27 protein-coding genes and 1 riboswitch are annotated in these 24,084 nt (G+C 68.8%); of the genes, 18 read left to right on the forward strand and 9 right to left on the reverse strand.

What is annotated here, in order from left to right; all coding sequences use genetic code 11:
• The first annotated feature begins 55 nt into the window (after positions 1-55).
• The gene (locus SPF06_RS04465) at positions 56-1,042 is read left to right on the forward strand and encodes an acyl-CoA thioesterase (RefSeq protein ID WP_323277716.1); all 987 of its coding nucleotides are present in this window, start codon (positions 56-58) and stop codon (positions 1,040-1,042) included.
• A gap of 51 nt (positions 1,043-1,093) precedes the next feature.
• On the opposite strand, the gene SPF06_RS04470 is transcribed toward SPF06_RS04465, so the two are convergent.
• Complete coding sequence (locus SPF06_RS04470) at positions 1,094-2,821, reverse strand: BTAD domain-containing putative transcriptional regulator (RefSeq protein ID WP_323277717.1); 1,728 nt, start codon at positions 2,819-2,821, stop codon at positions 1,094-1,096.
• An 84-nt stretch (positions 2,822-2,905) separates the two neighbouring features.
• On the opposite strand from SPF06_RS04470, the gene SPF06_RS04475 reads away from it, so the two are divergent.
• The 9 genes from SPF06_RS04475 (at position 2,906) to SPF06_RS04515 (ending at position 9,910) form a co-directional block, all read left to right on the forward strand.
• The gene (locus tag SPF06_RS04475) at positions 2,906-3,208 is read left to right on the forward strand and encodes an antibiotic biosynthesis monooxygenase family protein (RefSeq protein WP_323277718.1); all 303 of its coding nucleotides are present in this window, start codon (positions 2,906-2,908) and stop codon (positions 3,206-3,208) included.
• A gap of 18 nt (positions 3,209-3,226) precedes the next feature.
• Positions 3,227-3,883 (forward strand): peroxiredoxin, encoded by a 657-nt coding sequence (locus SPF06_RS04480; protein WP_323277719.1) that lies wholly within the window; start codon positions 3,227-3,229, stop codon positions 3,881-3,883.
• A gap of 1 nt (position 3,884) precedes the next feature.
• Positions 3,885-4,901: a sulfite oxidase gene (locus tag SPF06_RS04485; RefSeq protein WP_323277720.1), complete on the forward strand. Its 1,017-nt coding sequence runs from the start codon at positions 3,885-3,887 to the stop codon at positions 4,899-4,901.
• Between the two features lie 253 nt (positions 4,902-5,154).
• On the forward strand, positions 5,155-5,517 hold the full coding sequence (locus SPF06_RS04490) for a hypothetical protein (protein ID WP_323277721.1): 363 nt from the start codon (positions 5,155-5,157) through the stop codon (positions 5,515-5,517).
• Between the two features lie 220 nt (positions 5,518-5,737).
• Complete coding sequence (locus SPF06_RS04495; RefSeq protein ID WP_323277722.1) at positions 5,738-7,144, forward strand: DUF3100 domain-containing protein; 1,407 nt, start codon at positions 5,738-5,740, stop codon at positions 7,142-7,144.
• Between the two features lie 150 nt (positions 7,145-7,294).
• Positions 7,295-7,433, forward strand: a riboswitch (SAM riboswitch).
• Between the two features lie 8 nt (positions 7,434-7,441).
• Entirely contained in the window at positions 7,442-7,780 is a 339-nt protein-coding gene (locus SPF06_RS04500; RefSeq protein ID WP_323277723.1) for a DUF1737 domain-containing protein, read from the forward strand.
• A complete protein-coding gene (locus tag SPF06_RS04505; protein WP_323277724.1) occupies positions 7,777-8,190 on the forward strand; it encodes a rhodanese-like domain-containing protein in 414 nt (137 codons plus the stop codon). The genes SPF06_RS04500 and SPF06_RS04505 overlap by 4 nt, the downstream gene beginning before the upstream one ends.
• A gap of 4 nt (positions 8,191-8,194) precedes the next feature.
• Positions 8,195-9,397 (forward strand): O-succinylhomoserine sulfhydrylase, encoded by a 1,203-nt coding sequence (locus tag SPF06_RS04510; RefSeq protein WP_323277725.1) that lies wholly within the window; start codon positions 8,195-8,197, stop codon positions 9,395-9,397.
• 12 nt (positions 9,398-9,409) lie between these two features.
• The gene (locus tag SPF06_RS04515) at positions 9,410-9,910 is read left to right on the forward strand and encodes a hypothetical protein (RefSeq protein ID WP_323277726.1); all 501 of its coding nucleotides are present in this window, start codon (positions 9,410-9,412) and stop codon (positions 9,908-9,910) included.
• Positions 9,911-9,923: 13 nt separating this feature from the next.
• On the opposite strand, the gene SPF06_RS04520 is transcribed toward SPF06_RS04515, so the two are convergent.
• Positions 9,924-11,054, reverse strand: coding sequence for a glutamate--cysteine ligase (locus tag SPF06_RS04520; protein WP_323277727.1), 1,131 nt, complete (start codon positions 11,052-11,054; stop codon positions 9,924-9,926).
• Positions 11,055-11,134: 80 nt separating this feature from the next.
• On the opposite strand from SPF06_RS04520, the gene SPF06_RS04525 reads away from it, so the two are divergent.
• From SPF06_RS04525 to SPF06_RS04535, 3 genes are read left to right on the forward strand one after another with little or no spacing between them, the layout of a single operon-like run.
• Positions 11,135-11,503 (forward strand): MerR family transcriptional regulator, encoded by a 369-nt coding sequence (locus SPF06_RS04525; RefSeq protein WP_323277728.1) that lies wholly within the window; start codon positions 11,135-11,137, stop codon positions 11,501-11,503.
• Positions 11,500-12,198, forward strand: a complete 699-nt coding sequence (locus SPF06_RS04530; RefSeq protein ID WP_323277729.1) for a hypothetical protein — start codon at positions 11,500-11,502, stop codon at positions 12,196-12,198. Before SPF06_RS04525 ends, SPF06_RS04530 begins: the two co-directional genes overlap by 4 nt.
• Positions 12,199-12,252: 54 nt before the next feature.
• Positions 12,253-13,242: an aldo/keto reductase gene (locus SPF06_RS04535; protein ID WP_323277730.1), complete on the forward strand. Its 990-nt coding sequence runs from the start codon at positions 12,253-12,255 to the stop codon at positions 13,240-13,242.
• Positions 13,243-13,418: 176 nt separating this feature from the next.
• Here the strand turns inward: SPF06_RS04535 and SPF06_RS04540 are convergent, their stop codons facing one another.
• The 3 genes from SPF06_RS04540 to SPF06_RS04550 form a co-directional block, all read right to left on the reverse strand.
• Positions 13,419-14,519 (reverse strand): ABC transporter substrate-binding protein, encoded by a 1,101-nt coding sequence (locus SPF06_RS04540; protein WP_323277731.1) that lies wholly within the window; start codon positions 14,517-14,519, stop codon positions 13,419-13,421.
• A gap of 63 nt (positions 14,520-14,582) precedes the next feature.
• Positions 14,583-15,494, reverse strand: a complete 912-nt coding sequence (locus tag SPF06_RS04545) for an ABC transporter permease (RefSeq protein ID WP_323277732.1) — start codon at positions 15,492-15,494, stop codon at positions 14,583-14,585.
• Positions 15,491-16,342, reverse strand: a complete 852-nt coding sequence (locus SPF06_RS04550; protein WP_323277733.1) for an ABC transporter ATP-binding protein — start codon at positions 16,340-16,342, stop codon at positions 15,491-15,493. Before SPF06_RS04550 ends, SPF06_RS04545 begins: the two co-directional genes overlap by 4 nt.
• A 312-nt stretch (positions 16,343-16,654) precedes the next feature.
• Here SPF06_RS04550 and SPF06_RS04555 point away from each other — a divergent pair, with 312 nt between their 5' ends.
• The 4 genes from SPF06_RS04555 (at position 16,655) to SPF06_RS04570 (ending at position 20,951) form a co-directional block, all read left to right on the forward strand.
• Entirely contained in the window at positions 16,655-18,280 is a 1,626-nt protein-coding gene (locus SPF06_RS04555) for a sensor histidine kinase (RefSeq protein ID WP_323277734.1), read from the forward strand.
• On the forward strand, positions 18,277-18,951 hold the full coding sequence (locus SPF06_RS04560) for a response regulator transcription factor (RefSeq protein WP_323277735.1): 675 nt from the start codon (positions 18,277-18,279) through the stop codon (positions 18,949-18,951). Before SPF06_RS04555 ends, SPF06_RS04560 begins: the two co-directional genes overlap by 4 nt.
• A gap of 216 nt (positions 18,952-19,167) precedes the next feature.
• Complete coding sequence (locus tag SPF06_RS04565; protein ID WP_323277736.1) at positions 19,168-20,394, forward strand: S53 family peptidase; 1,227 nt, start codon at positions 19,168-19,170, stop codon at positions 20,392-20,394.
• Between the two features lie 98 nt (positions 20,395-20,492).
• Positions 20,493-20,951 (forward strand): SRPBCC family protein, encoded by a 459-nt coding sequence (locus SPF06_RS04570; protein ID WP_323277737.1) that lies wholly within the window; start codon positions 20,493-20,495, stop codon positions 20,949-20,951.
• Between the two features lie 18 nt (positions 20,952-20,969).
• Here SPF06_RS04570 and SPF06_RS04575 read toward each other — a convergent pair whose 3' ends face one another.
• The 4 genes from SPF06_RS04575 to SPF06_RS04590 all read right to left on the reverse strand — a co-directional run bounded on the left by SPF06_RS04575 (position 20,970) and on the right by SPF06_RS04590 (position 23,153).
• Positions 20,970-21,497, reverse strand: coding sequence for a GNAT family N-acetyltransferase (locus tag SPF06_RS04575; RefSeq protein ID WP_323277738.1), 528 nt, complete (start codon positions 21,495-21,497; stop codon positions 20,970-20,972).
• A gap of 53 nt (positions 21,498-21,550) precedes the next feature.
• Positions 21,551-21,934, reverse strand: a complete 384-nt coding sequence (locus SPF06_RS04580) for a nuclear transport factor 2 family protein (RefSeq protein ID WP_323277739.1) — start codon at positions 21,932-21,934, stop codon at positions 21,551-21,553.
• An 8-nt stretch (positions 21,935-21,942) separates the two neighbouring features.
• Positions 21,943-22,764 carry an aminoglycoside phosphotransferase/kinase family protein gene (locus SPF06_RS04585; protein ID WP_323277740.1) on the reverse strand — a complete coding sequence of 274 codons (822 nt, stop codon included), beginning with the start codon at positions 22,762-22,764 and terminating at the stop codon, positions 21,943-21,945.
• Positions 22,765-22,934: 170 nt separating this feature from the next.
• Positions 22,935-23,153, reverse strand: coding sequence for a hypothetical protein (locus tag SPF06_RS04590; RefSeq protein ID WP_323277741.1), 219 nt, complete (start codon positions 23,151-23,153; stop codon positions 22,935-22,937).
• Between the two features lie 76 nt (positions 23,154-23,229).
• Here SPF06_RS04590 and SPF06_RS04595 point away from each other — a divergent pair, with 76 nt between their 5' ends.
• Positions 23,230-24,078: an SDR family oxidoreductase gene (locus SPF06_RS04595; RefSeq protein ID WP_323277742.1), complete on the forward strand. Its 849-nt coding sequence runs from the start codon at positions 23,230-23,232 to the stop codon at positions 24,076-24,078.
• Positions 24,079-24,084 lie beyond the last annotated feature (6 nt).

The raw sequence follows: 24,084 nt of genomic DNA on the forward strand, positions 1-24,084 counted from the left end.
AAAACGTCCAGCGACACAATCGCGGCTCCGGGCATCCGTGGGCGAGACTGGCCCCATGCACGAGAGCACCAAGGCAGCTCTGAACTCCACGGTCACCCTGCGTTTCCTCGCTGCGCCCACCGACGTCGGCCACTCCGGATCCGTCGACGCCGGCACGGTCCTCGAGTGGGTCGACAAGGCCGCGTACGCGGCCGCCGTCGGCTGGGCGAAGGCGTATTGCGTCACGGCCTACGTGGGGAACATTCACTTCGCGGACCCGGTGAACGTGGGCGACATGGTCGAGGTCACCGCGGCGATCGTCTACACCGGCCGCTCCTCGATGCACATCCGCACCGTCGTCTCGTCCGGAGACCCGAAAGGCGGCGCCCCGACCATGCGCAGCGACTGCCTCGTGATCTTCGTCGCAGTGGGCGACGACGGCAGGCCCGTCGAGGTGCCCAAGTTCACCCCCCGCACGGATGCCGAGCGCGAGGCCGAACAGCACGCCATAGCCCGCATCGGGGTGCGCGACGAGATTGTGAAGGCGATGGGCCGCCAGGAGTACACGGACGCCGGAACCGGCGAGCGCGTCGTCCTGCGGTTCCTCGCCGCGCCGACGGACGTGAACTGGGGCGGCAAAGTGCACGGCGGCACCGTCATGAAGTGGATCGACGAGGCAGCCTACGTGTGTTCCGCGCGGTACTGCGGGCGCGACACCGTCGCGGTGTTCTCGGGCGGCGTGCGCTTCTATCGGCCGCTCCTCATCGGTGACGTCGTCGAGGTCGAGGCCCGGCTCGTCTACACGGGCCGCAAGGGAATGCACGTTGCCGTCCACGTGCGCTCGGGCAGCCCGAAGGGCGGCGAGCTCAAGCTCACGACCTATTGCCTCACCGTCATGGTGGCCCGGGACGAGAGCGGAACCGCCGTGCCGATCCCGCCCTGGACCCCCGTCTCAGACGAAGACAAGCGCCTCTGGGCCCACGCGCACGAGCTTCTCGAGATCCGCGGCCGGGCCCCCGGCAACCGCCTCCCGAACCACCTCATGGAGAACGGCTACACGTAGTCCACACGTGAACGTTGCGCGGACCGGCGCCTATCGGTCGCGCGCCAGCGTTTAGCCGGCAAGAGGCGTTCCGCTCGTCGCGAGCGAGGGCCTCCGCTCGGCGCGGGTCAGGCAACGCAGCTCATCGAGGGGCCTTCCAAGCTCCGCGAAGCCAGCTGCGGCCTCCCGGAACAGGGCGTTGGCCTGATCGTCGTGACCCTCAGCCTGACGGAGGACGGCCCTCGCCTCCCAGAGGGCGGCGTGCCAAGGGCCCCCGGGCCACATGCCAGCGAGTTGTTCAGCAGTGGCGAGCCGACGGCGGGCGGTGGCCAGTCGCCCCGCGAGGGCGTAGCTCGTCGCGGCTGCCACGTGATAGCCCATCGAGCACGGCGAACAGACGCTCCTGCCGGCCAGGGCAGCGTCGGCTCGCTCGATAACGCGGACGGCTTCAGCCGGAGACCGGGCTGCCCCGGCAAGCACGCCGTAGAGGCGAACCACGAGGTGGGGCTCGAGCCACGTCGACTCGGCGGCTGTCAGCGCACGGCTCGCTTCCCTGGCCGCGTCGGGACGTCGGTCCTGGAGGACGTCGAGCTCTGCCAACCGCTGGCGCGTGAGGATCTCACCGGCCTTGGCTCCCGCCCGTCGGTGGAGCTCCAAGGCTGATTCAAGAAATCTCCGCGCCCCGTCGAGGTCACCAGAGAACAGCGATGCCACCCCCAGCAAGAGTTCCGCAATGGCTTGACCGTGAAGCGAACCCGTCTGCTCGGCGACCGTGCGAAGACGCGCGGCGCGCTGCGCAATACTGCGGTGCCCGTCAGGACCGCACAGGCAGTAGTCGGCGAGGCACAGCTGGGCGTCGAGCACGTAGTCGGCTCGCGCGGAGTCGCCCTGCGCGAAGTCCTCGAACTCCGCCTCGAAAACCTCGGGCCATCGGTTCTGCATGTTCGCCGCGATCCCCAACACCGCGCTCGCCTCGCCTATTTCCCGGCCCAGATTCGCCGAAATGGCCAACTCGCGCGCCCGCCTGGCAGATGACGAGGCCTCGTCGAGGTCGCCCCTGTTGAGCGCGATGAGCGCTCGCGCCAACGTCGCCCGTGCACGGTGCTCCGCGCGCCGGCGGTCCTCGGCTATTGCCTCCTCGTAGACCGCGACCGTCTCCGCACTCGGTCCGATCCCCAGATCGGCACGCAACTCGCGGCAGAGTTGCTCAAACTGACGAATGGCGCTCTGGCGATCGCCGGCGCCGAGCGCCCTGACCATGATCGCGCGGTGGGCCTCTTCGTCTGTCGGCTCAGCCTTTAGCACGTCGTCCCACCGACCCGCAGCCTTGAGCAGGCGCAGGTAGAGCGTACGCAGTCGGTCGCGTGGAGCCTCGGCCCATACGGCGAATCGGTCGTCAGGAAGCAGCTCGCCTCCATACAGGGCGAGGGCCGGGGCCACCCCGGCCGATGAGGCGAGTGCGGCTCGCCCCTCGGACTCGAATCGTTCCGCATCGATCGAGACGTCGGCGTCGGGCAGCAGCACCAGCAGGTCGCCGCGCGCCTGCACAGCGTCGGGGGAGCCCAGCGCGGCCCGCGCGAAATGCAGCGCCTTGCGGAGGTTCGCACCGGCTGCCGGCCCGCTGAGATCGGGCCAGAGCTGGTCGGCCAGGACGTCCCGGTGCACTTGCCGGCCTTCCGCGAGCGCGAGGATCTTGACGAGCCCGGCCGCTTTGGTCCGCTTCCACGAATCGTCGGGGACTTGCCGGCCGTCGACCACGACCCGGAAAGACCCCAGCACGACGATGACACACGTCACCACGACCTGATGGTAGGCGGGGAACAGTTGGGGAACAAGGCTTCCCTACCGTCAGAAATGCGGAAACAACGCAGGAGGTGACTTCAGATGCCAGACGCGTACGCCTCGGGAAGGTGGCAGGTGCTGCCGGGCCGGGAAGAGGAATTCGTCCTCCGCTGGAGGGAGTTCCTGGAGTGGACCCACCAGCATCATCCAGCGATGGTCGATGCGAGCCTGCTTCAGGGGCTGACAAATCCCAGCGAGTTTCTGTCCTTCTCGGAGTGGAAGGACGCCGACTCGCGGGCCCAATGGAAACGCGACCCGGGATTCGCCGAAAAGATCGGTGCGTGCAGGGCGCTCTGCGAACACATGGCCGGTACAGATTACGAACGCGTAGTACGCGTCCCGTGAATAATTTAGGAGGAAACGATGGGACTGCAGCTGGGTGATATCGCACCCGATTTCTCCGCGAAGACAACCACCGGAGATATCCACTTCCACGAATGGCTCGGCGATTCATGGGGAGTGCTGTTCTCGCATCCGAAGGACTTCACGCCCGTCTGCACAACCGAGCTCGGCTACATGGCCAAGATCAAGCCCGAATTCGACCGGCGCGGCGTCAAGATCATCGGCCTGTCTGTTGACGCCACAGCCGACCACGAACGGTGGGCCGCCGATATCGAGGAAACGCAGGGAGCTCGTCCCAATTACCCCGTGATCGGCGATGACGACTTCACCGTGGCGAAGCTGTACGGCATGCTTCCGGCAGCCACCTCCGGGGACGCCAAAAGCCGCACGCCCGCGGACAACCAGACGGTGCGCAATGTCTTCGTCATCGGGCCTGACAAGAAGGTCAAACTGATCCTCGTCTACCCCATGACCACAGGGCGCAATTTCGACGAGGTGCTCCGCGTCGTCGACTCCCTCCAGCTCACCGCGAAGCACCGTGTCGCGACGCCAGTCAATTGGAAACAAGGTGAGGACGTCATCATCGCTGGCTCCGTCAAGAACGACGAGGCCCGCGAGATCTTCGGAGAATGGAAGGAGCCGAAGCCCTACATCCGGATCGTCCCGCAGCCGGCGTGAGATGTTGATCCACCGCGCGGAACCGCTCAACTGCGAGACGCCCGTCGGCGCCTTGGGCGATTCGGTGACAGCCAATGCGCACTTCTACGTGCGCAATCACTTCCAGGTGCCGGCTTCTGATGCCGACACCTGGAAGCTCGAGGTCACGGGTCTCGTGGAGCGCCCGCTGGCCATGAGCTTGACTGATCTGATCCGATTGCCCTCCGAGACCCACGCCGTATTGCTCGAATGCGCTGGGAACGGCCGCCGTTTCCTGTCGCCGGCGACACCCGGGGAGCAGTGGGAGCGCGGGGCGGTGAGCACCGCCGAATGGACAGGTGTCCCGCTCGCCGTCGTCCTTGACCGTGCTGGGGTGCGGCCGGGGGCGACCGACGTCGTGTTCCGGGGTACCGACCACGGCTCGGTCTCCGGCTCGACGGGAGAGGTTTCGTTCGAACGCGGACTGTCCCTCGCCACGGCCCGGGACGGCGAGATCCTGCTCGCCTACGCCATGAACGGCGAAGCGCTCCCGATCCAGCACGGCTTCCCCCTGCGCATGATCGTGCCCGGGTGGTACGGCGTCGCCTCGGTGAAGTGGCTCCACGCCATCGAACTCACGGATCATCCCTTCGTTGGACACTTCCAGACGACGACGTACCAGTACGAGGTCGAGGGAGCCTCGTATGCGGTCACCCTTCAGCGAGTCAAATCGCTCATCATCGAGCCCACCGAAGGGGCCGACCTGCCGCGGGGCGAGACCATCGTTCGCGGCGTCGCGTGGTCTGGGGCGGCCGCGATCGCCCGCGTGGAGGTCAGCGTCAACGGTGCCGAATGGCAGGACGCCCGGCTTGTCGGCGAACGCCGCCCGCACAGTTGGCAACAGTGGGAACTGCGCGCGAGACTTGAGCGGCCTGGCGATGTAACTGTTCGAGCCCGGGCAACGGATCTCGCCGGTCGCACCCAGCCGGAATCGCCCACGTGGAACCGCCAGGGCTACGGGAACAACGCAGTCCACGCCGTGTCGTTCCGGGTTGCCTGATGCCTCGGCTTCGACACACTGGGCGGCTGAGACTGAGTTCCCGCCACGGCTAACCCCGCGCGCGGGGAGAGACGCGTTGCGGTCGAAAAGGGGGCCTCAGGCCGCCTTCTCGACCGCAAGGCGCCCGTGGACAGACTTCAAACACCGTTCATCCGGGCTTCACCGCACCCGGACCCGCGCCTTCACGTCGAGCCGATAGCGTCACGGCGTCAGCGTCGACCTCCCTGAACCGCGACCGTGAGGTACACCAGCCATGGCTCCTGCCGCCCGCCCGCTCAGCCTCGACGAGGCCCTCCCCATGCTCGCGCGCACGCGGGTCGCAGCGAAGACCGCCGGCCTCGAGGCGATGGGAGACGCCGCCGCATCGCTCGAAGCCCGCATCGAGGGGCTCCTGGGTGCGGAGACGCCGTCGTCGTTCGAAGCCTGCGAGCGCACCCTCGACCGGGCCGAGCAGGCCGCTCGCGCCGCCGCCGACCTCATGCGCTCGTCCAGCACCCATCGCGCCTTCGCTGAAACCCATGGGGTCGACCTCGTGCTGGTGAACGAGGCCGTGAGCCGGCACGTGAGCCGTCTCGAGATGCTCGCGCGCACGCTGGGCACCGCGCGCGGGTTCTGACCCCACCTGACGCCCGCGCGGGGCGCGGGGGCGGCGGCCGCTTCGCGTCGCCGAAAGCCGCTTCGGGCCACGGTGGCATGCCATCGGTTCTTTGGTATACCTATGTTCGAGCTGCCGACCTAGAATCTGCACGTGATTTACATCTCAGCGCGAACAGCCTAGAGTTATTTGGTATACAGAAACGAGCGCAACGATGCGCTTCCCAAAGGACAGTGATCACATGGCTCAACAGCCCCAGACGGTTGGCCAGACCCCCGACACCCCCGCCACCGCCCCAGCGCAGGTCCTCGATCAGGCCTCAGAGACATCCACCCGAGGGATCACGCGCGGGCATTGGACGACCGTCATCGTCGTGTCCGCCGTCATCTCGGTCGTCGCGGTGCTCATCGGAACGTACAAGTTCCAGATCGGCCCCGCCGCCCTCGTGCTGCTCCCCATCATCTGGGCGGTCATCATCGGGGGCATCGTCGGCACACAGCGCGTGCGGCGGCTGTCCGCGTCGAGCCGCGCCGTCGCGACGCTTCTCCTCGAGATCGGCATCATCGTCTTCCTCGCCCGGCTCGGCCTCGGGATCGGGCCGTCGCTCGCGAAGATCACCGAGATCGGGCCGGCCGTCGTGCTCCAGGAGGCCGGGCACATCTTCGGCACCGTCATCCTGGCACTGCCCATCGCCGTCGCCCTCGGCCTCGGGCGCGTGGCCATCGGGGCAACGTGGTCGATCGACCGCGAGTCCTTCCTCGCCTACGCCCTCCAGCGCTTCGGCGTCCGCTCGGGCGAATACCGCGGCGTCTTCTCGGTGTGGCTCCTCGGGAGCCTGTTCGGCGCCGTCTTCATCTCGCTGCTCGCCGGCACGATCGGCAACCTCGGCATCCTGGACCCGCGCGCCCTCGCCCTCGGCCTGGGCCTCGGCTCGGCCTCGATGATGCTCGGCGGCGTGGGCGCGCTGTCGATCCTCTACCCCCAGCACGCGGGCGAGATCGCCGCGCTCGCCGCCCTCTCCAATCTCGTGACCAACATCGTGGGCTTCTACGCGGGCGTGTTCCTCTCCCTGCCGCTGGGCCGCGCCCTCTACCGCTTCTGGAGCCGCGTCTTCGGCCGGAACGACGAGGGCAAGTCCCTCCGGAAGCTCGCCGTGGAGACCGAGGCGGCCTCGGAGGGCGAGGCGCCGGTCGCGGTGGAGAACGATCCGACCGTCAGGACGAGTCCGCGGACGCTCGTCTTCGCCTACGCGATCATGGGCGTCATCGCCCTCGTGACGAACGCCGTGGGCACGAAGTCCTTCCACCCCGAGGACATCCTCGGCGTCGTCGTGCTGCTCGCGCTCACCGGGGTCTCCTTCGCCCTGGCCAGGCTGCTGCCGTCCGTCCCGTCGAGCGTGTGGGTCCTCTCCCTCGCAACGATCGTCTCAGCTCCCTTCATGCCGACGGCCGGATTTATCGCCGGCATCACCCAGCACCTCGACTCGACCCTCGTGGGCCTCCCGTCGCTCACGCTCATCGGCCTCACGCTGGGCCGCGACGTCGCGGCCCTCAAGTCGCTCAGCTGGAAGATCATCATCGTGGCCCTCGTGACCTACAGTGCGTCTTTCATCGCGGCCGCGGTGCTCGGGCAGCTCGTGCTCCACTGACGCCCGGCGGAAGGCGGGGGGACGACGGCGGAGCCTCCCGCCGTCGTCCCCTCGCCTCTTGGCGGTACTGAGCGGGCGGCGGGCCGATATTGCCAATCGTTACCGCCCTCCCATGGCTGGCCCCAGCGGTGCATGCTACGTTCAACGAAGAGTAACGAGCGCCAGCGCGCGACGGCGGAGCCACCCTCCCCGTCGCACTGCCCTGACATGCTGGCCGGCAACCCTCCGTCCGGCGGGGTGCCTCAGGTGACGACTCGGCCATTCGACGTTCGATACGCAAGCCAGAAGGAGCCCGCCATGTCCGACACTGCCCTTGACACGGGAGAGCCGGCCGCCACGCCGCTCAACGATCCCGCCGCCCCGGCGACCCCCTCCGAAGAGCGCCTCGCCTACCGGCTCCTGACCGGCCCCGACACGCGCGAATTCTGCGCCCGGATCTCCCAGGCCCTCGCCGACGGCTACGTGCTGCACGGAAGCCCCGCCGCGACGTTCAACGGCACCGACGTGATCGTGGCCCAAGCCGTGATCCTCCCCCACGCCGTGGCGCGCGCGGACGCGGCCGTCGCCTCGGCGGTGGATGACCTGGCCGAAGGCATTGGCAGCGACGGCGAATACGACGGGGAGGGGCACGCGTGAGCTACGCGGGAGACATCACGCCCGACGAGGCGTGGAAGAAGCTCAAGTCCGGCTCCGCCGTCCTCGTGGACGTGCGCACCGAGGAGGAATGGGCGCACATCGGCATCCCGGACACGCGGCAGACCGACAACGACCCGCTCTTCATCCCGTGGGTCTTCGCGGGTGGAATTCCGAACCCGGACTTCATCATGGAGCTCGAACTCCAGGGCCCCGAGGACAGGGGCACCGAGCTCCTGTTCCTGTGCCGTTCGGGCCAGCGCTCCGCGGCCGCCGCGGCCGCCGCGACGAACCTCGGATTCACGGCATACAACGTGACCGAGGGCTTCGAAGGCGTCCCGGGCCCCGATGGGCAGCGCAACGTCAACGGCTGGAAGAACCGGGGTCTCCCCACGAACGTAGGACAAGAGTAAGTCAGTGACCTTCAACATCAACGCCGCCAGCTGGAGCGAAGACACCAAGGCTGTGCGCGGCGGGCTCGACCGCACCAACTTCCAGGAGACCTCCGAGGCGCTGTTCCTCAACTCCGGCTTCGTCTACGAGTCGGCGGAGGCCGCCGAGCGTGCCTTCACGGGCGAGGACGAGCGCTTCGTCTACTCCCGGTACGGAAATCCGACCGTGGCCACGTTCCAGGAGCGGCTTCGGCTGCTCGAGGGCACCGAGGCGTGCTTCGCGACAGCGTCCGGCATGTCCGCGGTCTTCACGGCACTCGGGGCGCTGCTCGCCGCGGGCGACCGCGTCGTGGCCGCCCGGAGCCTCTTCGGCTCGTGTTTCGTGATCCTCAACGAAATCCTCCCGCGCTGGGGCGTCGAGACGGTCTTCGTCGACGGACCTGACCTCGAGCAATGGCGCGAGGCGCTCTCGGTCCCGACGACCGCGGTGTTCTTCGAATCGCCGTCGAACCCCATGCAGGAGCTCGTCGACATCCAGGCCGTCGCGGACCTCGCGCACGCAGCGGGCGCCACCGTCGTCGTCGACAATGTCTTCGCGACCCCGCTCCTGCAGCGGAGCCTCGACTTCGGCGCGGACGTCGTCGTGTACTCGGGCACGAAGCACATCGACGGCCAGGGCCGCGTGCTCGGGGGCGCGATCCTCGGGCCAAAGGACTACATCGACGGCCCGGTCAAGCAGCTCATGCGGCACACGGGCCCGTCGCTCAGCTCGTTCAACGCGTGGGTCCTCACGAAGGGACTCGAGACGATGGGGCTGCGCGTGCGGCACTCGTCGGCGAGCGCCCTCGCGATCGCCGAGTGGCTCGAGGCGCAGCCCGAGGTCAGCTGGGTCAAGTACCCGTTCCTCGCGTCCCACCCGCAGTACGAGCTCGCGCGCAAGCAGATGAGCGCCGGCGGGACCGTGCTCACGTTCGAGCTCAACGCGCCCGACGGCGGGGGCAAGGACGCCGCGTTCCGCCTCCTCAACGGCCTGCGGATCATCGACATCTCGAACAACCTGGGCGACTCGAAGTCCCTCATCACACATCCGGCGACGACGACGCACCGCGCCATGGGTGCCGAGGGGCGGGCCGCGATCGGGCTGGGCGACGGCGTCGTGCGGCTGAGCGTGGGCCTCGAGGAGGTCGGGGACCTCATCGGGGACCTCGAGCAGGCGCTGCGCGGGTAACGGATCCAACCCGTGGCCACATCCCGCCCAACCCGTGGCCACCTGACGCGATTCGAGCTGAAGCTCAAGACGCCGCTGCCTCCCCCTGAGGCGTGGGCCCGGATCCTCGATCTCCGGGCCCACGACCGTCTCATCCCGTTCACGCACATCACGCACGGCATGGCGCCGGCCGAGGAGCTGCAGCCCGGCCATCGGTTTGTGGCTTGCACGACGCTGGGGCGCGTGGGCTTCAACGACATCATGACGGTCGAGGAGATCTCGCCCCCGGCTCCGGGGTCTCCTGGCCACGTGTTCATCGTCAAGTCGGGGAAGCTCATTCGCGGATTCGTGGACCTCACGGTTGAGTATGGTCGTACCGTCGGGCACGGCCGCGAGGGTACTTCGGACGGCGCGACCGTCCGCTGGGTCCAAGAGTTCGGCCTCGGGAGGTTCCCTGCCGCCGTCGGCCTCGTGGCCTCGTGGATCGCCCCGGTCGCGTACCGGGCGATGCTGCATCGCCTCCTGCGGGGCTGAGGCACGACCCACCCTACACGCGCGGCACGACGCTCAAGGTGGCTCGCGCGCCGTCGTCCCAGCCGCCGGCAGGCGAAGCGGTACGCGAGATCGCCATGGCCACGACCGCCGCGAGCCCTCCTCGGCCGGCCGCTTCGCGCTGCGCGCGTTCACCGGGGCCCCGCGCGAGGAGCTCGGCGACGGCGAGCTCGGTCCGCGCGTACTCGCCCCCGTCTCGCAGCACCGGGGCGATATACGCCATGAGAGCCTCGACGGCGGCGCCCGCGGGCACGGGAACGCCATCGACCGGGTGCACGAGGTCGGCGTCGAGGCCCGAGCGGCTCGCCCTCCACGCCGCGAGGCGCAAGACGGCGACCGGCGTGCCCAAGGGGGCGACGCCGTCGGCCGCTTCCCGCGCGGTCGTCTCGACCAGGGCGCGGATCAGGACGGCGAGAAGCGCCGAATCGCCCGCGACGAGCGGGACGTCGGGCACGCGCACCTCGACCGTGGGGTGGTTCCTGGAGAGCCGGGCGTCGAAATAGGCCATCGCCTCGTCGAAGATCGAGCCCGTCGCGATCATCGCCGCGATCCGCTCGCGGTAGGCCGCGACGCTCCCGTACAGCTCTTGCGGGCCGGAGGACGGCCAGCGGTTCCACGCCTGCGTGCGGTAGCTCGCGTACCCCGTCGCGACGCCGAACCAGAACGGCGAGTTCGCGCTCAGGGCCGCGAAAAGCGGGAGCCACTCGCGGATCCTGTCGAGCACGGCCACCCCCTCGTCCGGCGAGGCGACGCCCACGTGCACGTGCAGGCCGCACGTGAGCTGCTCGCGCGCGGTGAGGCGGAATTCGTGGTCCATGTGCGCGAAGCGCTCGTCGGGGGTGAGGGTCGTGGCGCTGCTCAGGGGGGACGTCGCAAGCGCGACGACGCGACCCCCGCACCGTCGAGCGGCGCGGTCGGCGAGCTGGCGGCCCGCGAAGAGGGATTCAAGCAGCTCGTCGTGGTCGCGGCACGGCGGCGTCTGGACCTCGATCTGCTCGAGCTTGAACTCGCGCACCATGTCCGGCGGCCTGCCCGTGACCGCGAGCATGCGGTCAGCGAGGGCTGCCGGCTGGCCCGTCGCCGGGTCCACGATGAGCAGCTCTTCCTCCACGCCGAAGGTGCGCATGCGGCCATTGTGTCAGCAGCGATGGCGCGCCTGAATGGGGCGATTGCCGAAGTGTTCCCGAGGGGCCAGAGTAGTGAAGCATGGGCCTGACCATTGCCGAAGTCGCCGAGCGCACCGGGCTGAGCGCGCACACCCTCCGCTACTACGAGCGCGATGGGCTCATGCTCCACGACGTGGACCGCAGCCCATCGGGGCGGCGCGAGTACTCGGATCAGGACGTCACGGGGATCCTCATGGTCGCGCGCCTCAGGGCGACCGGGATGCCCGTGCGGGAGGTGCGCCGGTACGCCGAGCTTGTGCGCGCGGGCAACGGCAACGAGCGCGAGCGCCTGGCGCTCCTCGAGGCGCACCGCGAGCGGGTCCTCGCACAGCTCGCCGAGGTCACCGAGAACCTGAACGCAGTCGAGACGAAGATCGAGCTGTACCGCTCGCTTCTCGGGGACGGGTGAACGCGCGCCCCGCTCGGGCGAAGCGGAACGGCTCCGGGGCCGTCGCCAACGAGCGGCTCACGGCGCTGACCGGGGCTGTCCTGCTCGTCCTGTTCGCCGCGGAAATCGTCACGGTCGCCCTCCTGCGCGAGCTCATGCTGTGGCACTTCGTGGTCGGCGTGCTCCTCGCGGGTCCCGTGGCGGTCAAGACCGCGAGCACGGGCTGGCGGTTCGTCCGCTACTACGCGCGCGACGCGGCGTACCGTCGCAAGGGCCCGCCGCGGCTCCTCATGCGGGTGCTGTCCCCGGTCCTCATGGCGTCGACGTTCGCCGTCATCGGGAGCGGGATCGCGCTCGCCGTCACTGGCCCCGCGCCGGACATCCTCCTGCGGATCCACGTTGTGAGCTTTCTCGTGTGGCTCGTCCTCGTGATCGCGCACGTCGTCGTGTATGGGGCGCGCGCGGTGAGGGCGGTCGGCGAAGACTGGCTGAGTCGGGAGGCTGCACCCCCGTCCGACCGCGCGGGCCGCGGGGCGCGCCTCGCGGTCACCGCCGGGGGCCTCGCGTGCGGGATCGTCCCGGCCGCCCTCATCGCGCCCGCCGCGGGGGCGTGGGACGGGTGGTTTGGCCAGCCCGTGACCGGATTCGGCATCCTCGCCGTGATCGCCGTCGCCGCCGCGGGACTCGCGGTCGCGGTGCGCCGCAGGCGTCGCTAGTCCGCGAGCGCAGGGGCTTGACTTAGAGCGCACTCTAAGGGGTTGGCTGGAGCCATGACCAGAACCCTTGGCATCGCCTCTCCGCTCACCGTCTCCTCCATGGGCCTCGGCTGCATGGGCATGTCCGAGTTCTACGGCGCGCCGGACGAGGCCTCAGGCCTCGACACCATCCGCCGCGCCCTCGACCTCGGCATCACCCTCCTCGACACCGCGGACATGTACGGCCCGTTCACGAACGAGCGGCTCGTGGGCCGCGCGATCGCGGGCCGCCGCGACGAGGTGCAGCTCGCCACGAAGTTCGGCAACAAGCGCGGCCCGAGCGGCGAGCGCCTCGGCATCGACGGGAGCCCCGAGTATGTGCGCGCCGCGTGCGACGCGTCGCTCCAGCGGCTCGGCGTGGACCACATCGACCTGTACTACCAGCACCGCGTCGACCCGAGCGTCCCGATCGAGGAGACCGTGGGCGCGATGGCCGAGCTCGTCGCGGCGGGCAAGGTGCGGCACCTCGGGCTCTCGGAGGCCTCGGCGTCGACGATCCGCCGCGCGCACGCCGTCCACCCGATCACCGCTCTCCAGACGGAGTACTCGCTCTTCACGCGCGACCTCGAGGACGAGATCCTCCCCACCATCCGCGAGCTCGGGATCGGACTCGTGCCCTACTCCCCCTTGGGCCGCGGGATCCTCACGGGGCGGCTCACCGCGGAGTCGATGGCGCACGACGGCGACGCGCGGGCTTCGCGCTACTTCCCGCGGTTCCAGGGGGAGGCGCTTGAGGCCAACCTCCGGCTGGTCGCCCAGGTTGAGGCGATCGCGGCGCGCAAGGGCGTCACGCCGGGCCAGATCGCGCTCGCATGGGTGCTCGCGCAGGGCGAGGACATCGTGCCGATCCCCGGCACGAAGCGCGTCGTATACCTCGAGGAGAACGCCGCCGCGCTGAACGTCGAGCTCACTCCCGACGAGCTCGCGGCGCTCGAAGCCGCCGTGCCGCGCGGCGCCGTCGTCGGCTCTCGCTACGGGGACATGAGCCACATAGACCAGGGCTGACCGCCCCCCCGTTCAAGAGGTGACCACCAAACGACGACGCACCCACCAGAGGTGACGACCGGATGGTGCGCCCCCGAAACAGACGACGGCGGGCCCGCAGGTTGTCCTGCGGGCCCGCCTTTGCGTCCCCGGGCTGAGCGGGAGCCGCACCCCGGGGGTTCTAGGCGACGCCGGAGTTAGCCGTCAGCGCCGGCCGGCGTCGTCGTGGTCTTCTCGCCGAGCGTCTGGTTCGCCTTCGTGGCGAAGCTGATGTCGAAGGTGTCGGTGTACTTGATCTTCGAGACGTCCTTGCCGAGCGTCGTGAACATGTCCGCGATCGTCTTCGGGCCGCCCGCCGGCATCAGGCCGTCGGGAAGGAACTGCCCCTTGTCCGCCGTGAGGGCTTTGACGTAATCCGCCTTCGTGATGTTCTTGTTCGTGGTGTAGTCCGAGGGCAGCTTGTCCGCGATCTCCTGAGCGGAGTGCGTGGCAATCCAGTGCATCGTCTTGACGATGGCGTTGACGACCTTCTGGACGGTGTCCTTGTTGGCGTCGACCCATTCCTTCTTCGCGATGATGCTCGCGGCCGGCCAGTTGCCGCCCACGGCCTTCGTGGCGCCGTCGGTCGTGGCGAGGTCGATCGCCGACTCCGCGACACCCTGGCTCTCAAGCGCGGTGACGGTGGGCTGCGTGGTCATGACACAGTCGGCCAGGCCGTTCTTGATCGCAGCGATCGCGGTTGCGCCGGCGCCCGCCTTGACGGTCTTGTAGTCCTTGCCGGACTTGAGCCCAGCCTTCGACGCGATGAACTGCGTGAGGGTGTCCGTGCCCGAACCGAGGTCCGTGACGCCCATGTTCTTGCCCTTGATGTCCGCGGGCGAGTGGACGTTGGCCTTGGGGCTGCACATGATCCGCTCGCCGGGAGCGCCCGAGAGCTGGACGACGCTGATGATGTCCTTGCCCTGGAGCTGGAAGTCGTACGTGTGGTTGTACCACGCGCCCGACATGTCGACCTGGCCGGAGACCATCGCGTCCTCCGCGCCGACGCCGCCATCCTGCTCGGTGGAGAGCTGCATGTCGATGCCCTGCTCCTTGTAGTAGCCGAGCTGCTCTGCGAGCTTGTAGGGGAGGTAGATCTGCTTGTCGATGCCACCGATCATCATCTTCACGGTGGGCATCGGGCCGGAGGCACCCGAAGTGCCCGCTCCCGCGGCGGGGCTGCCGGAGCTGCCACACGCGGTGAGGCTGAGCGCTACGGCGCCGACGGCGGCGACGGCAAAGATAGTGCGCTTCATCATTGTTTTACGCATCCTTTGTTGATCAATTGGGGAATTGGATTGTTGGGGGACAGATATCTGGGGTCAGATGGTTTGGGCTTCGGACTTGTTCGGGGGCCGCCATTTGAGGAGCGTGTGCTCGAGGAGTCCGATGAGGAATTCGGCCACGAGCGTGATGACCGCGATGATGATCATGCACGCAAAGACAGTGTCTGGGTCGAACTTCCCCTGAGCTTGGCTAATGATGAGGCCAAGCCCCTGCTGCGCACCGAGCACCTCGGCCACGAGCGCGCCGATGATCGCGAATCCGAAGGCCGTGTGGAGGCTCGCGATGATCCACGTCATGGCGGACGGGATAGTCACGTGCATCGCGACCTGGAACGGCGACGCCCCGAGCACCCTGACGTTCGCGACGAGGTTCTGGTCCACCTCGCGGACGCCCTGGAAGGCGTTGAAGAAGACGACGAAGAACACGAGCACGGCCGCGAGCAGGACCTTCGGGAAGGTTCCGAGGCCGAAGGCGACGATGAAGATCGAGCCGAGGATGATGCGGGGGATCGAGTTGACGATCCGGATGTACGGGCCGACCACTGCGGAGAGGTACCTGTTCGAGCCGAGGAGCAGGCCGAGCACGATTCCCACCCCCGTTCCGAGGAGGAAGCCGAGGATCGCTTCTTGACCCGTGACCCAGATGTTCTCCCAGATCGAGCCGAAGGAGGCATCTTCCGTGTTGGTGAAGAGCGCCACGAGGCTGTCCCAGATCTGCGTCGGCATGCCGAAGAAGAAGGGGTCAACCAAAGGGTGCTTGCCGTCGGGCTTCACGTTGGTGCACAGCTGCCACCCGCCGATGATGACGACGGCGAGAGCGACCCTTCCGACCCAGATCCACACCTTGCGGCGTTGGTTGGCGCGGCGCGCCTTGGCCGCGATCTCGGCCGCCGGCTGCTCGGCCTTGCGGGCTTCGCCGCGCGCGTTGCCCTGCGTGAGAGTTGTCATGCTGCACCTGCCGTTCGCGCGTAGGCGCGGGTCACTTCATCCTTGAGGGACTCCCAGATCTGCTCCTGGAGTTCGAGGAAGCGCTCCTCGTGGCGGATCTGCTGGACGTTGCCGCGCGGCCGCGGGAGATCGATGTCGAAGACGTCCTTGACCGATCCCGGGCTGCTCGTCATGATGACGACCCGGTCCGACAGCGCGACGGCCTCGTCGAGGTCGTGCGTGATGAACAGCACCGAGGGGCGCAGTTCCTCCCAGAGCTGGAGCAGCTCGTTCTGCATGATGGCCTTCGTCTGGACGTCGAGCGCGCCGAATGGCTCGTCCATGAGGAGGATCCGCGGGTTGTTGATGAGCGCCGCGGCCATCGCGACGCGCTTGCGCATGCCGCCGGACAGCTGGTGCGGATAGCGGTCCTCGAAACCGGCGAGGCCAACCCGACGCAGCCAGTCCCGTGCGAGCTCGGTGGCCTCGCGCTTCGGCGTGCCGACGAGGATAGGGCCCATCATGACGTTGCTGAGCACGCTCTTCCAGGGGAAGAGGGCGTCGGCCTGGAACATGTAGCTCACGCCGTTCGTGATGCCGTCGACGATGTGGCCGCCGACCTTGACGGAGCCTGCGCTCGGCCTCTCGAGGCCGGAGACCTGGGCGAGCGTCGTGGACTTGCCGCAGCCGGTCGGGCCCACGATCGAGCAGAACTGCCCGGGCTCGATGGTCAGCGTCACGTCGCGAATCGCCGTGAACGTCTCGCCCTTGGGCGTGAGGTAGCGCTTGGCCAGCCCGGCGATCTCAATGCGTGCCGCCTCGTCAGCCCCCTCTCGGGCGGCGGGCGGGCGAATTGGATTGTCACCCATCTGGGAAGACCTCTCTGTCTTTCGGGAAAGACGCCAGCGTCTTTCAGTGCAAAAAACCTGTGGATTGCAGCTTCGGGTTTTCGGTCCCGCAGACGTCGGTTCAATCGGGCGCCATACGGCTCGGGGCCGATGGAGAATTTGCCTCGACGTCGCCTTCTGCGGGATCCTTTCTGTAGGCCCCGGTGAGCTGAATCACAGTGGCTTCACCAACCATAGAAAGGGCCGCGACGATGCAGCCAGAGTTGCGCGGATTGCGAGGGTTCTTAGCTTTCATTCAGGTTTTGAGCCTTTTGATCGTCTGGTGAGAACCCCGTGAAACTCGCTCGTTCGTGGTGGCGCGCACGGCCACTCGCTTCGCAGATCCTCGCCTGGACGCTGTGCATCCTGCTGCTCACCGTGGCGCTCGGCGGCTTCGTGACGAGCCGGATCCTGCGCCAGACCCTCGACGACCAATACCGCCTCCGCGCCCTCGGGATCGCGACGACCGTCGCCGAGATCCCCGAGATCGCCTCCGGCCTCGAAACGGGAGATCCCTCCAAGCGGATCCAGGCGATCGCCGAGGAGGTCCGGAACCAGGCGCATCCCGACTATGTCGTCGTCGCCGACCGCAACGGCATCCGTTTCTCCCACCCGAACCCGGCGCTCATCGGCCGGCAGCTCGAAGAACCCGTGGCCGCCCTCGACGGGCAGACGCACGTGGGAATGGACCCCGGCAGCCTGGGACTCTCCGCGAACGCGAAGGCGCCGATCCGCGACGCCGAGGGGAACGTGATCGGCCAAGTCTCCGTCGGCATCCTCGAGGCCGCGGTGGATACAGCGATCGGCGAGGAGGCCGGGCTCATCGTCGGCTATTCGGCCCTCGTCCTGCTCATCGGCACGGCGAGCTCCGTGCTGCTCGCGCGGGCCATCAAGCGAGCCACCTTCGGGCTTGAGCCCGCTGAGATCAGCTCGCTCCTCCAGGACCGGGAGGCGCTTCTTCATGGCATCCGCGAGGCGATGATCGGGCTCGACGACGACGACCGCATCACGGTCATCAACAGCGAGGCCCGCCGCCTGCTGGGCGTGGAAGGCAACGCGCTCGGCCAGCCCATCGAAGAAGTCCTGCCGGCCGGCCGCCTGCGGGACATCCTGACGGGCAAGGCAGCGGGAGCGGACCAGACGGTGCTGACCGAGGATGCCCTGCTCGTGGCCAACCGCATGCCGGTGAGCGTCGGGGGGCGGAGCGTCGGCGCCGTCGTCACGCTCCGCGACCGCACGGAAGTCGAGGCGCTCGTCCGCGACCTTCGGTCCACGGAAGGGCTCATCCAGGCCCTCCGCGCGCAAGAGCACGAGTACGCGAATCGCCTGCATGTCGTGAGCGGGCTGCTCGACCTCGGCGACGTCGATCAGGCGAGGACATTCATCTCGGGCGTCTCGGACACGTCCCGCTCGCTCGGAGAGGGCCTCCGCGCGCGCGTCGAGCCGCCCGAGCTCGCGGCCCTCATCCTCGCCAAGATCACGATCGCAGGAGAGCAGGACGTCCAGCTCTCCATCACAGACGATTCACGGCTCCGCCAGCCGTTCCTCGGCGCCCAGGACCTGCTCACGATCGTCGGCAACCTCTTGGACAACGCGATCGACGCCGTCGTCCCCCAGCCACAGCCCCGCACCGTCACGCTCCAGCTCGACGACTCCTCCGGCATCTTCATCTCGGTGACCGACACCGGGCCGGGCGTGCCAGCCGAGGCGATCGACGACGTCGTCCGGGACGGGTACACGACGAAGGACGGCAAGGTTGGCTCGCCCACGGGACTGCGCCGCGGGATCGGCCTCGCACTCGTCGCGAGGATCGTCCACCGCTCTGGTGGCACGATGGACGTGTTCGCCGGACCGGGCGGACGGTTCGAGGTGTGGATTCCGGTGCCGGCGGCGGTCAACGAAGAAGGAGCTCAGGGATGATCCGTACCCTCGTGGTCGACGACGACTATCGGGTGGCGAGGATCCACGCGACCCATGTGACGCGTGTGGCCGGCTACGAATTGATCGGCGAGGCGCACACGGCGGCTGAGGCGCGGGCCGCCGTCGCCCGGCTCAAGCCGGACCTTCTGCTCCTCGATGTCTACCTTCCGGACGAGGACGGGATCGCGCTCCTCCGCTCGCTGCGCGAGGCGGGCGAGGACGTCGACGCCATCATCATCACGGCGGCGCGGGACGTCGCGACCGTGCGCGCCGCGATGCGCGGCGGCGCCGTCTACTACCTCGTGAAGCCTTTCACGTTCGACCAGCTCACAATCCAGCTCGAGGCGTATCGCCGGTGGCGCGCGGAGACCGAGTCGCGACACATCTCCGGCCAGACCGACGTCGACGCCCTCTTTACGTCCCGCCACGCGCCCGCGCCCAAGCCGACCGCCCGGAGCCTCCCGCCCACGATGCAGAAAGTGCTCGACGCCGTGCGCGCGGCCGAACGCCCGCTCGGTGCCCAGGACGTCTCCGACCTCATCGGCATTTCGCGTCCTACGGCGCAGCGGTATCTGAGCGAGCTCGAGCGGAAGGGGCGGCTTGAGCTGCGCCTCGAATACGGGACCACGGGGCGGCCGGTGAACACCTACACGGCACGCGCCGGCGCCTAAGTTGGCGCCGCGGAGTGCGAAATCGCTTCTGCGTGGCAAAGCCGCATCTCCGTGCGGGATCCGGGCAGGAGATGCGGCTCAGGGCAGCAGACGCCGCGGCAGAATCGTGCTCTGCAAGGCTTTCCCAAGGTTCACGTGAGGTTCGGCCCACGCTACCGTCCGCCCCCGTACGGTCTAATTCGAGGCTGGCTCGCCGCCCAGCACGGATCGACCAGATTGGGGCGTCCCATCAAAAAGCTACTGTCCTTCGCCGGCACGGGCCTGCTGCTCGCGGCCGCCCTTGCCGCCGGGAGCGCCTCGGCTATGGCAGATCCCGGCGGACCGAACGTCCACGCACTCGAGAACAGCACGAGGGTCTGTTCGCTCCCCGCCGCGGGCGAGGCGGCGTGTACGGCACGTCAGGTGACGCCCAACGGCAAGGCGGCTCCGCGGCTGAGCGCCCCGCCGTCGTCCGGTCTCACTCCGGCCCAGCTCCGGGACGCCTACAAGCTCACCGGAACCTCCTCCGGGGGTAGGACGGTCGCGATCGTCGACGCGTACGGCTACCCGAACCTCGCGAGCGACCTCGCGACGTATCGCGCGCAGTTCGGCCTCCCCGCCTGCACGGTCGCGAGCGGCTGCCTGCGCATCCTCAACCAGAACGGCGGCACGACGCTGCCATCGTTCAACCTTGGCTGGGCGCAGGAGCAGGCGCTCGACGTCGACGCGGTCTCCGCCGCATGCCCCGACTGCAAGATCGTGGTGATCCAGGCCAACAGCGCATCGTTCACGGACCTCGGCACGGGCGTGCAGGCAGCGGCCCGGATCCCCGGCGTGGTGGCGATCTCGAACAGCTACGGCGGCTCCGACGCCTCCGACGCAGCCTACGGGAAGTACTACAGCTTCCCCGGCATCGCCGTCACGGCGAGCGCAGGCGACAGCGGCTACAAGGGCGCCTCGTACCCTGCGACGTCGAGCTACGTGACCGCCGTCGGCGGCACCTCGCTCGTCAAGGCGACGAATGCGCGTGGCTGGACCGAGTCGGTGTGGAGCGGCACAGGCTCCGGCTGCTCGGCGTACAACGCCGCCCTCCCGGCCGCGAGCTCGTACGGCACGGGCTGCTCGAAGCGCGCGATGAACGACGTCGCCGCGGCCTCGGATCCGAACAACGGCGGCCTCGCGGTGGTCTACCCGACGTCGAGCAGCTCGTCCACGTGGGGCCAGTTCGGCGGCACGAGCGAGGCCTCGCCGATCATCGCGTCGGTGTACGCGCTCTCGGGGAACACTGGTTCCGCGGCCACCCGCACGTACGCGAACAGCATCCCGTACGCCCATCCGGGCGCGCTGTTCGATGTGGCGTCCGGAACCAACGGGACGTGCCCGACCACCCAATGGTGCACAGCCCGCACCGGGTGGGACGGGCCTACGGGGCTGGGGACCCCGAACGGCGTGAGCGGCTTCTAGCCCACGCCAAGGGAGGCCCGGGACGCGCGTTGGGGGCGTGTCCCGGGCCTCCCTCACGCCGCACATCCCAGCCGCGCGCTTCCTGCAAGACTGGTCGCATGAGCGAAGACCAGGATGCCCGCGTAGCCACTGCCTCTCGAGAGATCAACGCCCCCGCCGCCGCGATCTTCGAGCTGATCGCCGATCCGTCCCGCCAGCCTGAATGGGACGGCAACAACAACCTCAGCGAGGCCGCACCGGGGCAACGCGTCCGCTCGGCCGGCGACGTGTTCATGATGCGCATCACGCGAGGGGCGCTGCGCGAGAACCATGTTGTCGAGTTCGAGGAGGGCCGCCGCATCGCGTGGCTCCCGAGCGAGCCGGGCAAGCCCACCCCCGGGCATCTGTGGCGGTGGGAACTCGAGCCCCTCGACGAGCGGCGCACCCTCGTGACCCACACATACGACTGGACCAACCTGACCGATCCCGCCCGCTTCGAACGGGCCCGCCAGACGACCTCCGAGCGGCTGCGCGCCTCGATCGACCGCCTCGCGGCCCTCGCCGAGGCCAATGCCTGAGGCGAGGCCGCCCGCACGCTAGCGGTCGCCGTCGTCGGCGGAAAGCGCGCGCTGCAGGAGGAAGGTGTCGATCCATCGGCCGTGCTTGAACCCGACGCCAGCCAGGTGCCCGGCCACCGTGAACCCGAACCGCGTGTGCAGCTTGGCGGACGGGCCGGTGGCGCTCTCGCTGACGACGGCGATCATCTGCCGTTTGCCGGCCCGGGCGGCCGCGGCGATGAGCGCCCCGAGCAACGCCCTCCCGATGCCCTGGCCGGCGGCCTCCGGCGCGAGGTAGATCGTGTCCTCGACCGTGTGCCGGTACCCGGGCTTGGGCCGCCACGGCGACGCGTACGCGAAGCCGACGACGGCGCCCGAGAGTTCCGCGACGAGGAACGGCAGGCTCCGTGCGACGAGATCGTCGAACTTGTCCTCCCACTCGGCCGGGCTCGGGGCGACCTCGTCGAACGTCGCAACCGTGTTGTGGACGTAGTATGCGTACACGCGGGCGACGGCGGCGAGGTCACCCGGGGCGGCGGCCCGGACGACGGCGGTCGGTGAAGCCATGTATCCCCCAAGGTTGCGGAGAGTGTCTTCCGCGAATCTACAGGCTAGGCGGGCTAGTGTCCGCCTGCGGCGATGTAATCCGCCGCGCTGTACTGGATGCGGACGGCCCTGATCACGCCGCCCTCGAACTCGAAGAACTCCGCGAACCGGACCGTCGCGTTGGGGAGCTCGGCGTCGTACAGGACCGCGGCGCCGTCGTCGGTCGCCACCGCCTGGACGAAGGTGATCTCGCGGACCGCCTCGATGAAGCCCTTCACGCCCTGTGCGAAGCGGGCGGCGCCCGCGACCCTGCCCGCGATGGGGCCCTCGAAGGTGAAGTCGTCGGCGAGGATCGGGAGGAGTTCCTGGCCATCGCCGTACCGCTCGATCCCGCCCAGGAGGATCGCGTAGTAGGCGCGGAGCGCTGTCGAGGTTTCGATGATCGCTTCGGGGGACATCCTGCCTCCTAGATTCGGAGTCCTTCGGCCAGCTTGGGCCCCTCTGCTTCGAGCCACAAGAGGCGGCGGGCGATCCGCTCCCCCACACCGTCCTGCCACATGCGGAGCCAGCCTCCGCCGTCGTGCTCGGCACGGTATTTCATGAGATGCCAGCTCCGTTCAGTCCGCCTGACGGCGGTCGGGACGAAGCGGGCGCGGCCTTCCGCGGACAGGCCGTAGGCATCCGCGACGAGCCTGGTGCGGTCGACGGCGGCGACGCCCTTGAGCGGTTCGGGCCGGTCTTCGTCCGGCATGAGCGGTGCCCACCACAGGCACAGGTTGAAGACCTCGTCCACATGCGTTGCCGGCTTCGCGAGGTCGAAGTCAATGAGCGCGACCGCCTCGCCGTCCCGGAACACGACGTTCTCCGGCGTGATGTCCAGGTGGCCGATGAACTCCGGGGCGCCGTCGGGCTCGGGCGGCATGCCGGGAATGTCCGGCGCCGCGATGCCTTCCAGGGCGGACGACGACGGCGCGAAGCCGGCCATCGCGTTATCGAGGCGTCTGACGAGGCGGGCTAGCGAGACGAGCCTAGACTCGTCCGCGAGCCACGCTGGCGCCGGTCGACCGGCGACCTCGCCCTCGACGTATGTGAGGATCTCGCGGCCCCGCTCATCGATGCCGAGGAAGCGCGGGGCACCCTCGAAGCCCCTCTGTTCCAGATGGCGGAGCACCGCATGGACGAGCGGCGAGTGCGGGCCTTGGGGCCTCCGGACGGTGCCTCCGACGCGGACGATCCCGTCGGTCACGTCGCCGTTGGGGAGGGGGAGTTCGGGTTCGGGATGGGCCACGCCTCTATTCTGTCGGAGGCCCTCTGTAGCCTCCCCTCATTGGCTAAGGCAGGGGGAACGATGGCCGAGGAAGAGACCACCGTGGGGTACGCCGGCAAGAGCGAGCTCGTCGCGGTGTCAACTTGCCAGCAACCGGTTACTTGATGCGAACCGCTTCTCGGGCGTCAGCCTTACCCCCTCTGCTGGCGCTCCCGCTCCAACCGCTCCCGCCGCTCGCGCTCCTCGCGATGTCGGCGAATCTGCTCATGGATGAGCTGCTCCTCCTCGGTGAAGCGGAGGGCGTTGGCCTCGTCGCCCGAGTCGCCGGGGCCGGAGGCCTCCTGCTCGGCGGGGTATTCGACCGGCACGTCGTCGGCCGGTTCGGGGGCGGTCTCGCGCGGCTCACTCATGCGCACACTGTAGACCCGCAGGTCAAAACACAAAATAGGGCACGCAGCTCCGGCTACCCGGGCGTACGATCCACCCATGACCACCGCCGCTCCCCCGCTAGCGATCACCGGAGTCACGGGAGTCGTGGGCGCCCGAGTGAGCCGAGAACTCGCAGAAGCAGGCTTCCCGCTCCGCCTCCTCGCACGGAACCCGGCGAAGGCACCCGAGCTGCCCGGCGCCGTCGTCCTCCCCTGCGACTACGGGAACCGCAGCGTGTGCGAACCCTCCCTCGAGGGCGTCGAGACGCTCTTCATGGTGTCCGGCCGCGAGAACGAGAACCGGCTGGCCGAGCACAAGACCTTCATCGACGCCGCAAAGGCAGCGGGGGTCCGGCGCATCGTCTACACGTCATTCATGGGGGCAGCGCCGGACGCCATCTTCACCCTCGCCCGCGACCACTACGCGACCGAAGAGCACATCAAGGCAACGGGCCTCGCCTACACGTTCCTCCGCGACTGCCTGTACATGGACTATCTCGAGTACTTCGGCGGCGAGGACGGCGTGATCCGCGGCCCCGCGGCCGATGGGAGGGTTGCCGCGGTGGCGCAGGCCGACGTCGCGCGTTCGGCCGCCGCCGTCCTCAAGGCCCCGGAGCAGCACGCGAACGCGACGTATACGCTCACCGGCCCGGAGTCGCTCACGCTCACAGAGGCAGCGGCGATCATCTCGAAGGTCCGCAACCGGCCCTTTACGTTCCACAACGAAACCATCCCGGAGGCCTACGAGTCCCGCAAGAAGTGGCCCGCACCGCAGTGGCAGTACGACGCCTGGGTCTCCACCTACACCGCGATTGCCGCGGGCGAGGTCGCCGAAAGGACGGACGACGTCGAACGCCTCACCGGCCGTCGCCCGGTAAGCCTCGCCGAGCTGCTCGCGCAACGGTAGCGCTCA

The sequence above is a fragment of the Sinomonas terricola genome (genome assembly GCF_034931225.1).
GTDB lineage: Bacteria > Actinomycetota > Actinomycetes > Actinomycetales > Micrococcaceae > Sinomonas > Sinomonas terricola.

Coding starts and splice junctions, on each gene's coding strand:
- SPF06_RS04465 (WP_323277716.1), top strand. CDS start 56: ATGCACGAGAGCACCAAGGCAGCTCTGAACTCCACGGTCACCCTGCGT.
- SPF06_RS04475 (WP_323277718.1), top strand. CDS start 2,906: ATGCCAGACGCGTACGCCTCGGGAAGGTGGCAGGTGCTGCCGGGCCGG.
- SPF06_RS04480 (WP_323277719.1), top strand. CDS start 3,227: ATGGGACTGCAGCTGGGTGATATCGCACCCGATTTCTCCGCGAAGACA.
- SPF06_RS04485 (WP_323277720.1), top strand. CDS start 3,885: ATGTTGATCCACCGCGCGGAACCGCTCAACTGCGAGACGCCCGTCGGC.
- SPF06_RS04490 (WP_323277721.1), top strand. CDS start 5,155: ATGGCTCCTGCCGCCCGCCCGCTCAGCCTCGACGAGGCCCTCCCCATG.
- SPF06_RS04495 (WP_323277722.1), top strand. CDS start 5,738: ATGGCTCAACAGCCCCAGACGGTTGGCCAGACCCCCGACACCCCCGCC.
- SPF06_RS04500 (WP_323277723.1), top strand. CDS start 7,442: ATGTCCGACACTGCCCTTGACACGGGAGAGCCGGCCGCCACGCCGCTC.
- SPF06_RS04520 (WP_323277727.1), bottom strand. CDS start 11,054: ATGCGCACCTTCGGCGTGGAGGAAGAGCTGCTCATCGTGGACCCGGCG.
- SPF06_RS04525 (WP_323277728.1), top strand. CDS start 11,135: ATGGGCCTGACCATTGCCGAAGTCGCCGAGCGCACCGGGCTGAGCGCG.
- SPF06_RS04535 (WP_323277730.1), top strand. CDS start 12,253: ATGACCAGAACCCTTGGCATCGCCTCTCCGCTCACCGTCTCCTCCATG.
- SPF06_RS04540 (WP_323277731.1), bottom strand. CDS start 14,519: ATGATGAAGCGCACTATCTTTGCCGTCGCCGCCGTCGGCGCCGTAGCG.
- SPF06_RS04545 (WP_323277732.1), bottom strand. CDS start 15,494: ATGACAACTCTCACGCAGGGCAACGCGCGCGGCGAAGCCCGCAAGGCC.
- SPF06_RS04550 (WP_323277733.1), bottom strand. CDS start 16,342: ATGGGTGACAATCCAATTCGCCCGCCCGCCGCCCGAGAGGGGGCTGAC.
- SPF06_RS04560 (WP_323277735.1), top strand. CDS start 18,277: ATGATCCGTACCCTCGTGGTCGACGACGACTATCGGGTGGCGAGGATC.
- SPF06_RS04570 (WP_323277737.1), top strand. CDS start 20,493: ATGAGCGAAGACCAGGATGCCCGCGTAGCCACTGCCTCTCGAGAGATC.
- SPF06_RS04575 (WP_323277738.1), bottom strand. CDS start 21,497: ATGGCTTCACCGACCGCCGTCGTCCGGGCCGCCGCCCCGGGTGACCTC.
- SPF06_RS04580 (WP_323277739.1), bottom strand. CDS start 21,934: ATGTCCCCCGAAGCGATCATCGAAACCTCGACAGCGCTCCGCGCCTAC.
- SPF06_RS04590 (WP_323277741.1), bottom strand. CDS start 23,153: ATGAGTGAGCCGCGCGAGACCGCCCCCGAACCGGCCGACGACGTGCCG.
- SPF06_RS04595 (WP_323277742.1), top strand. CDS start 23,230: ATGACCACCGCCGCTCCCCCGCTAGCGATCACCGGAGTCACGGGAGTC.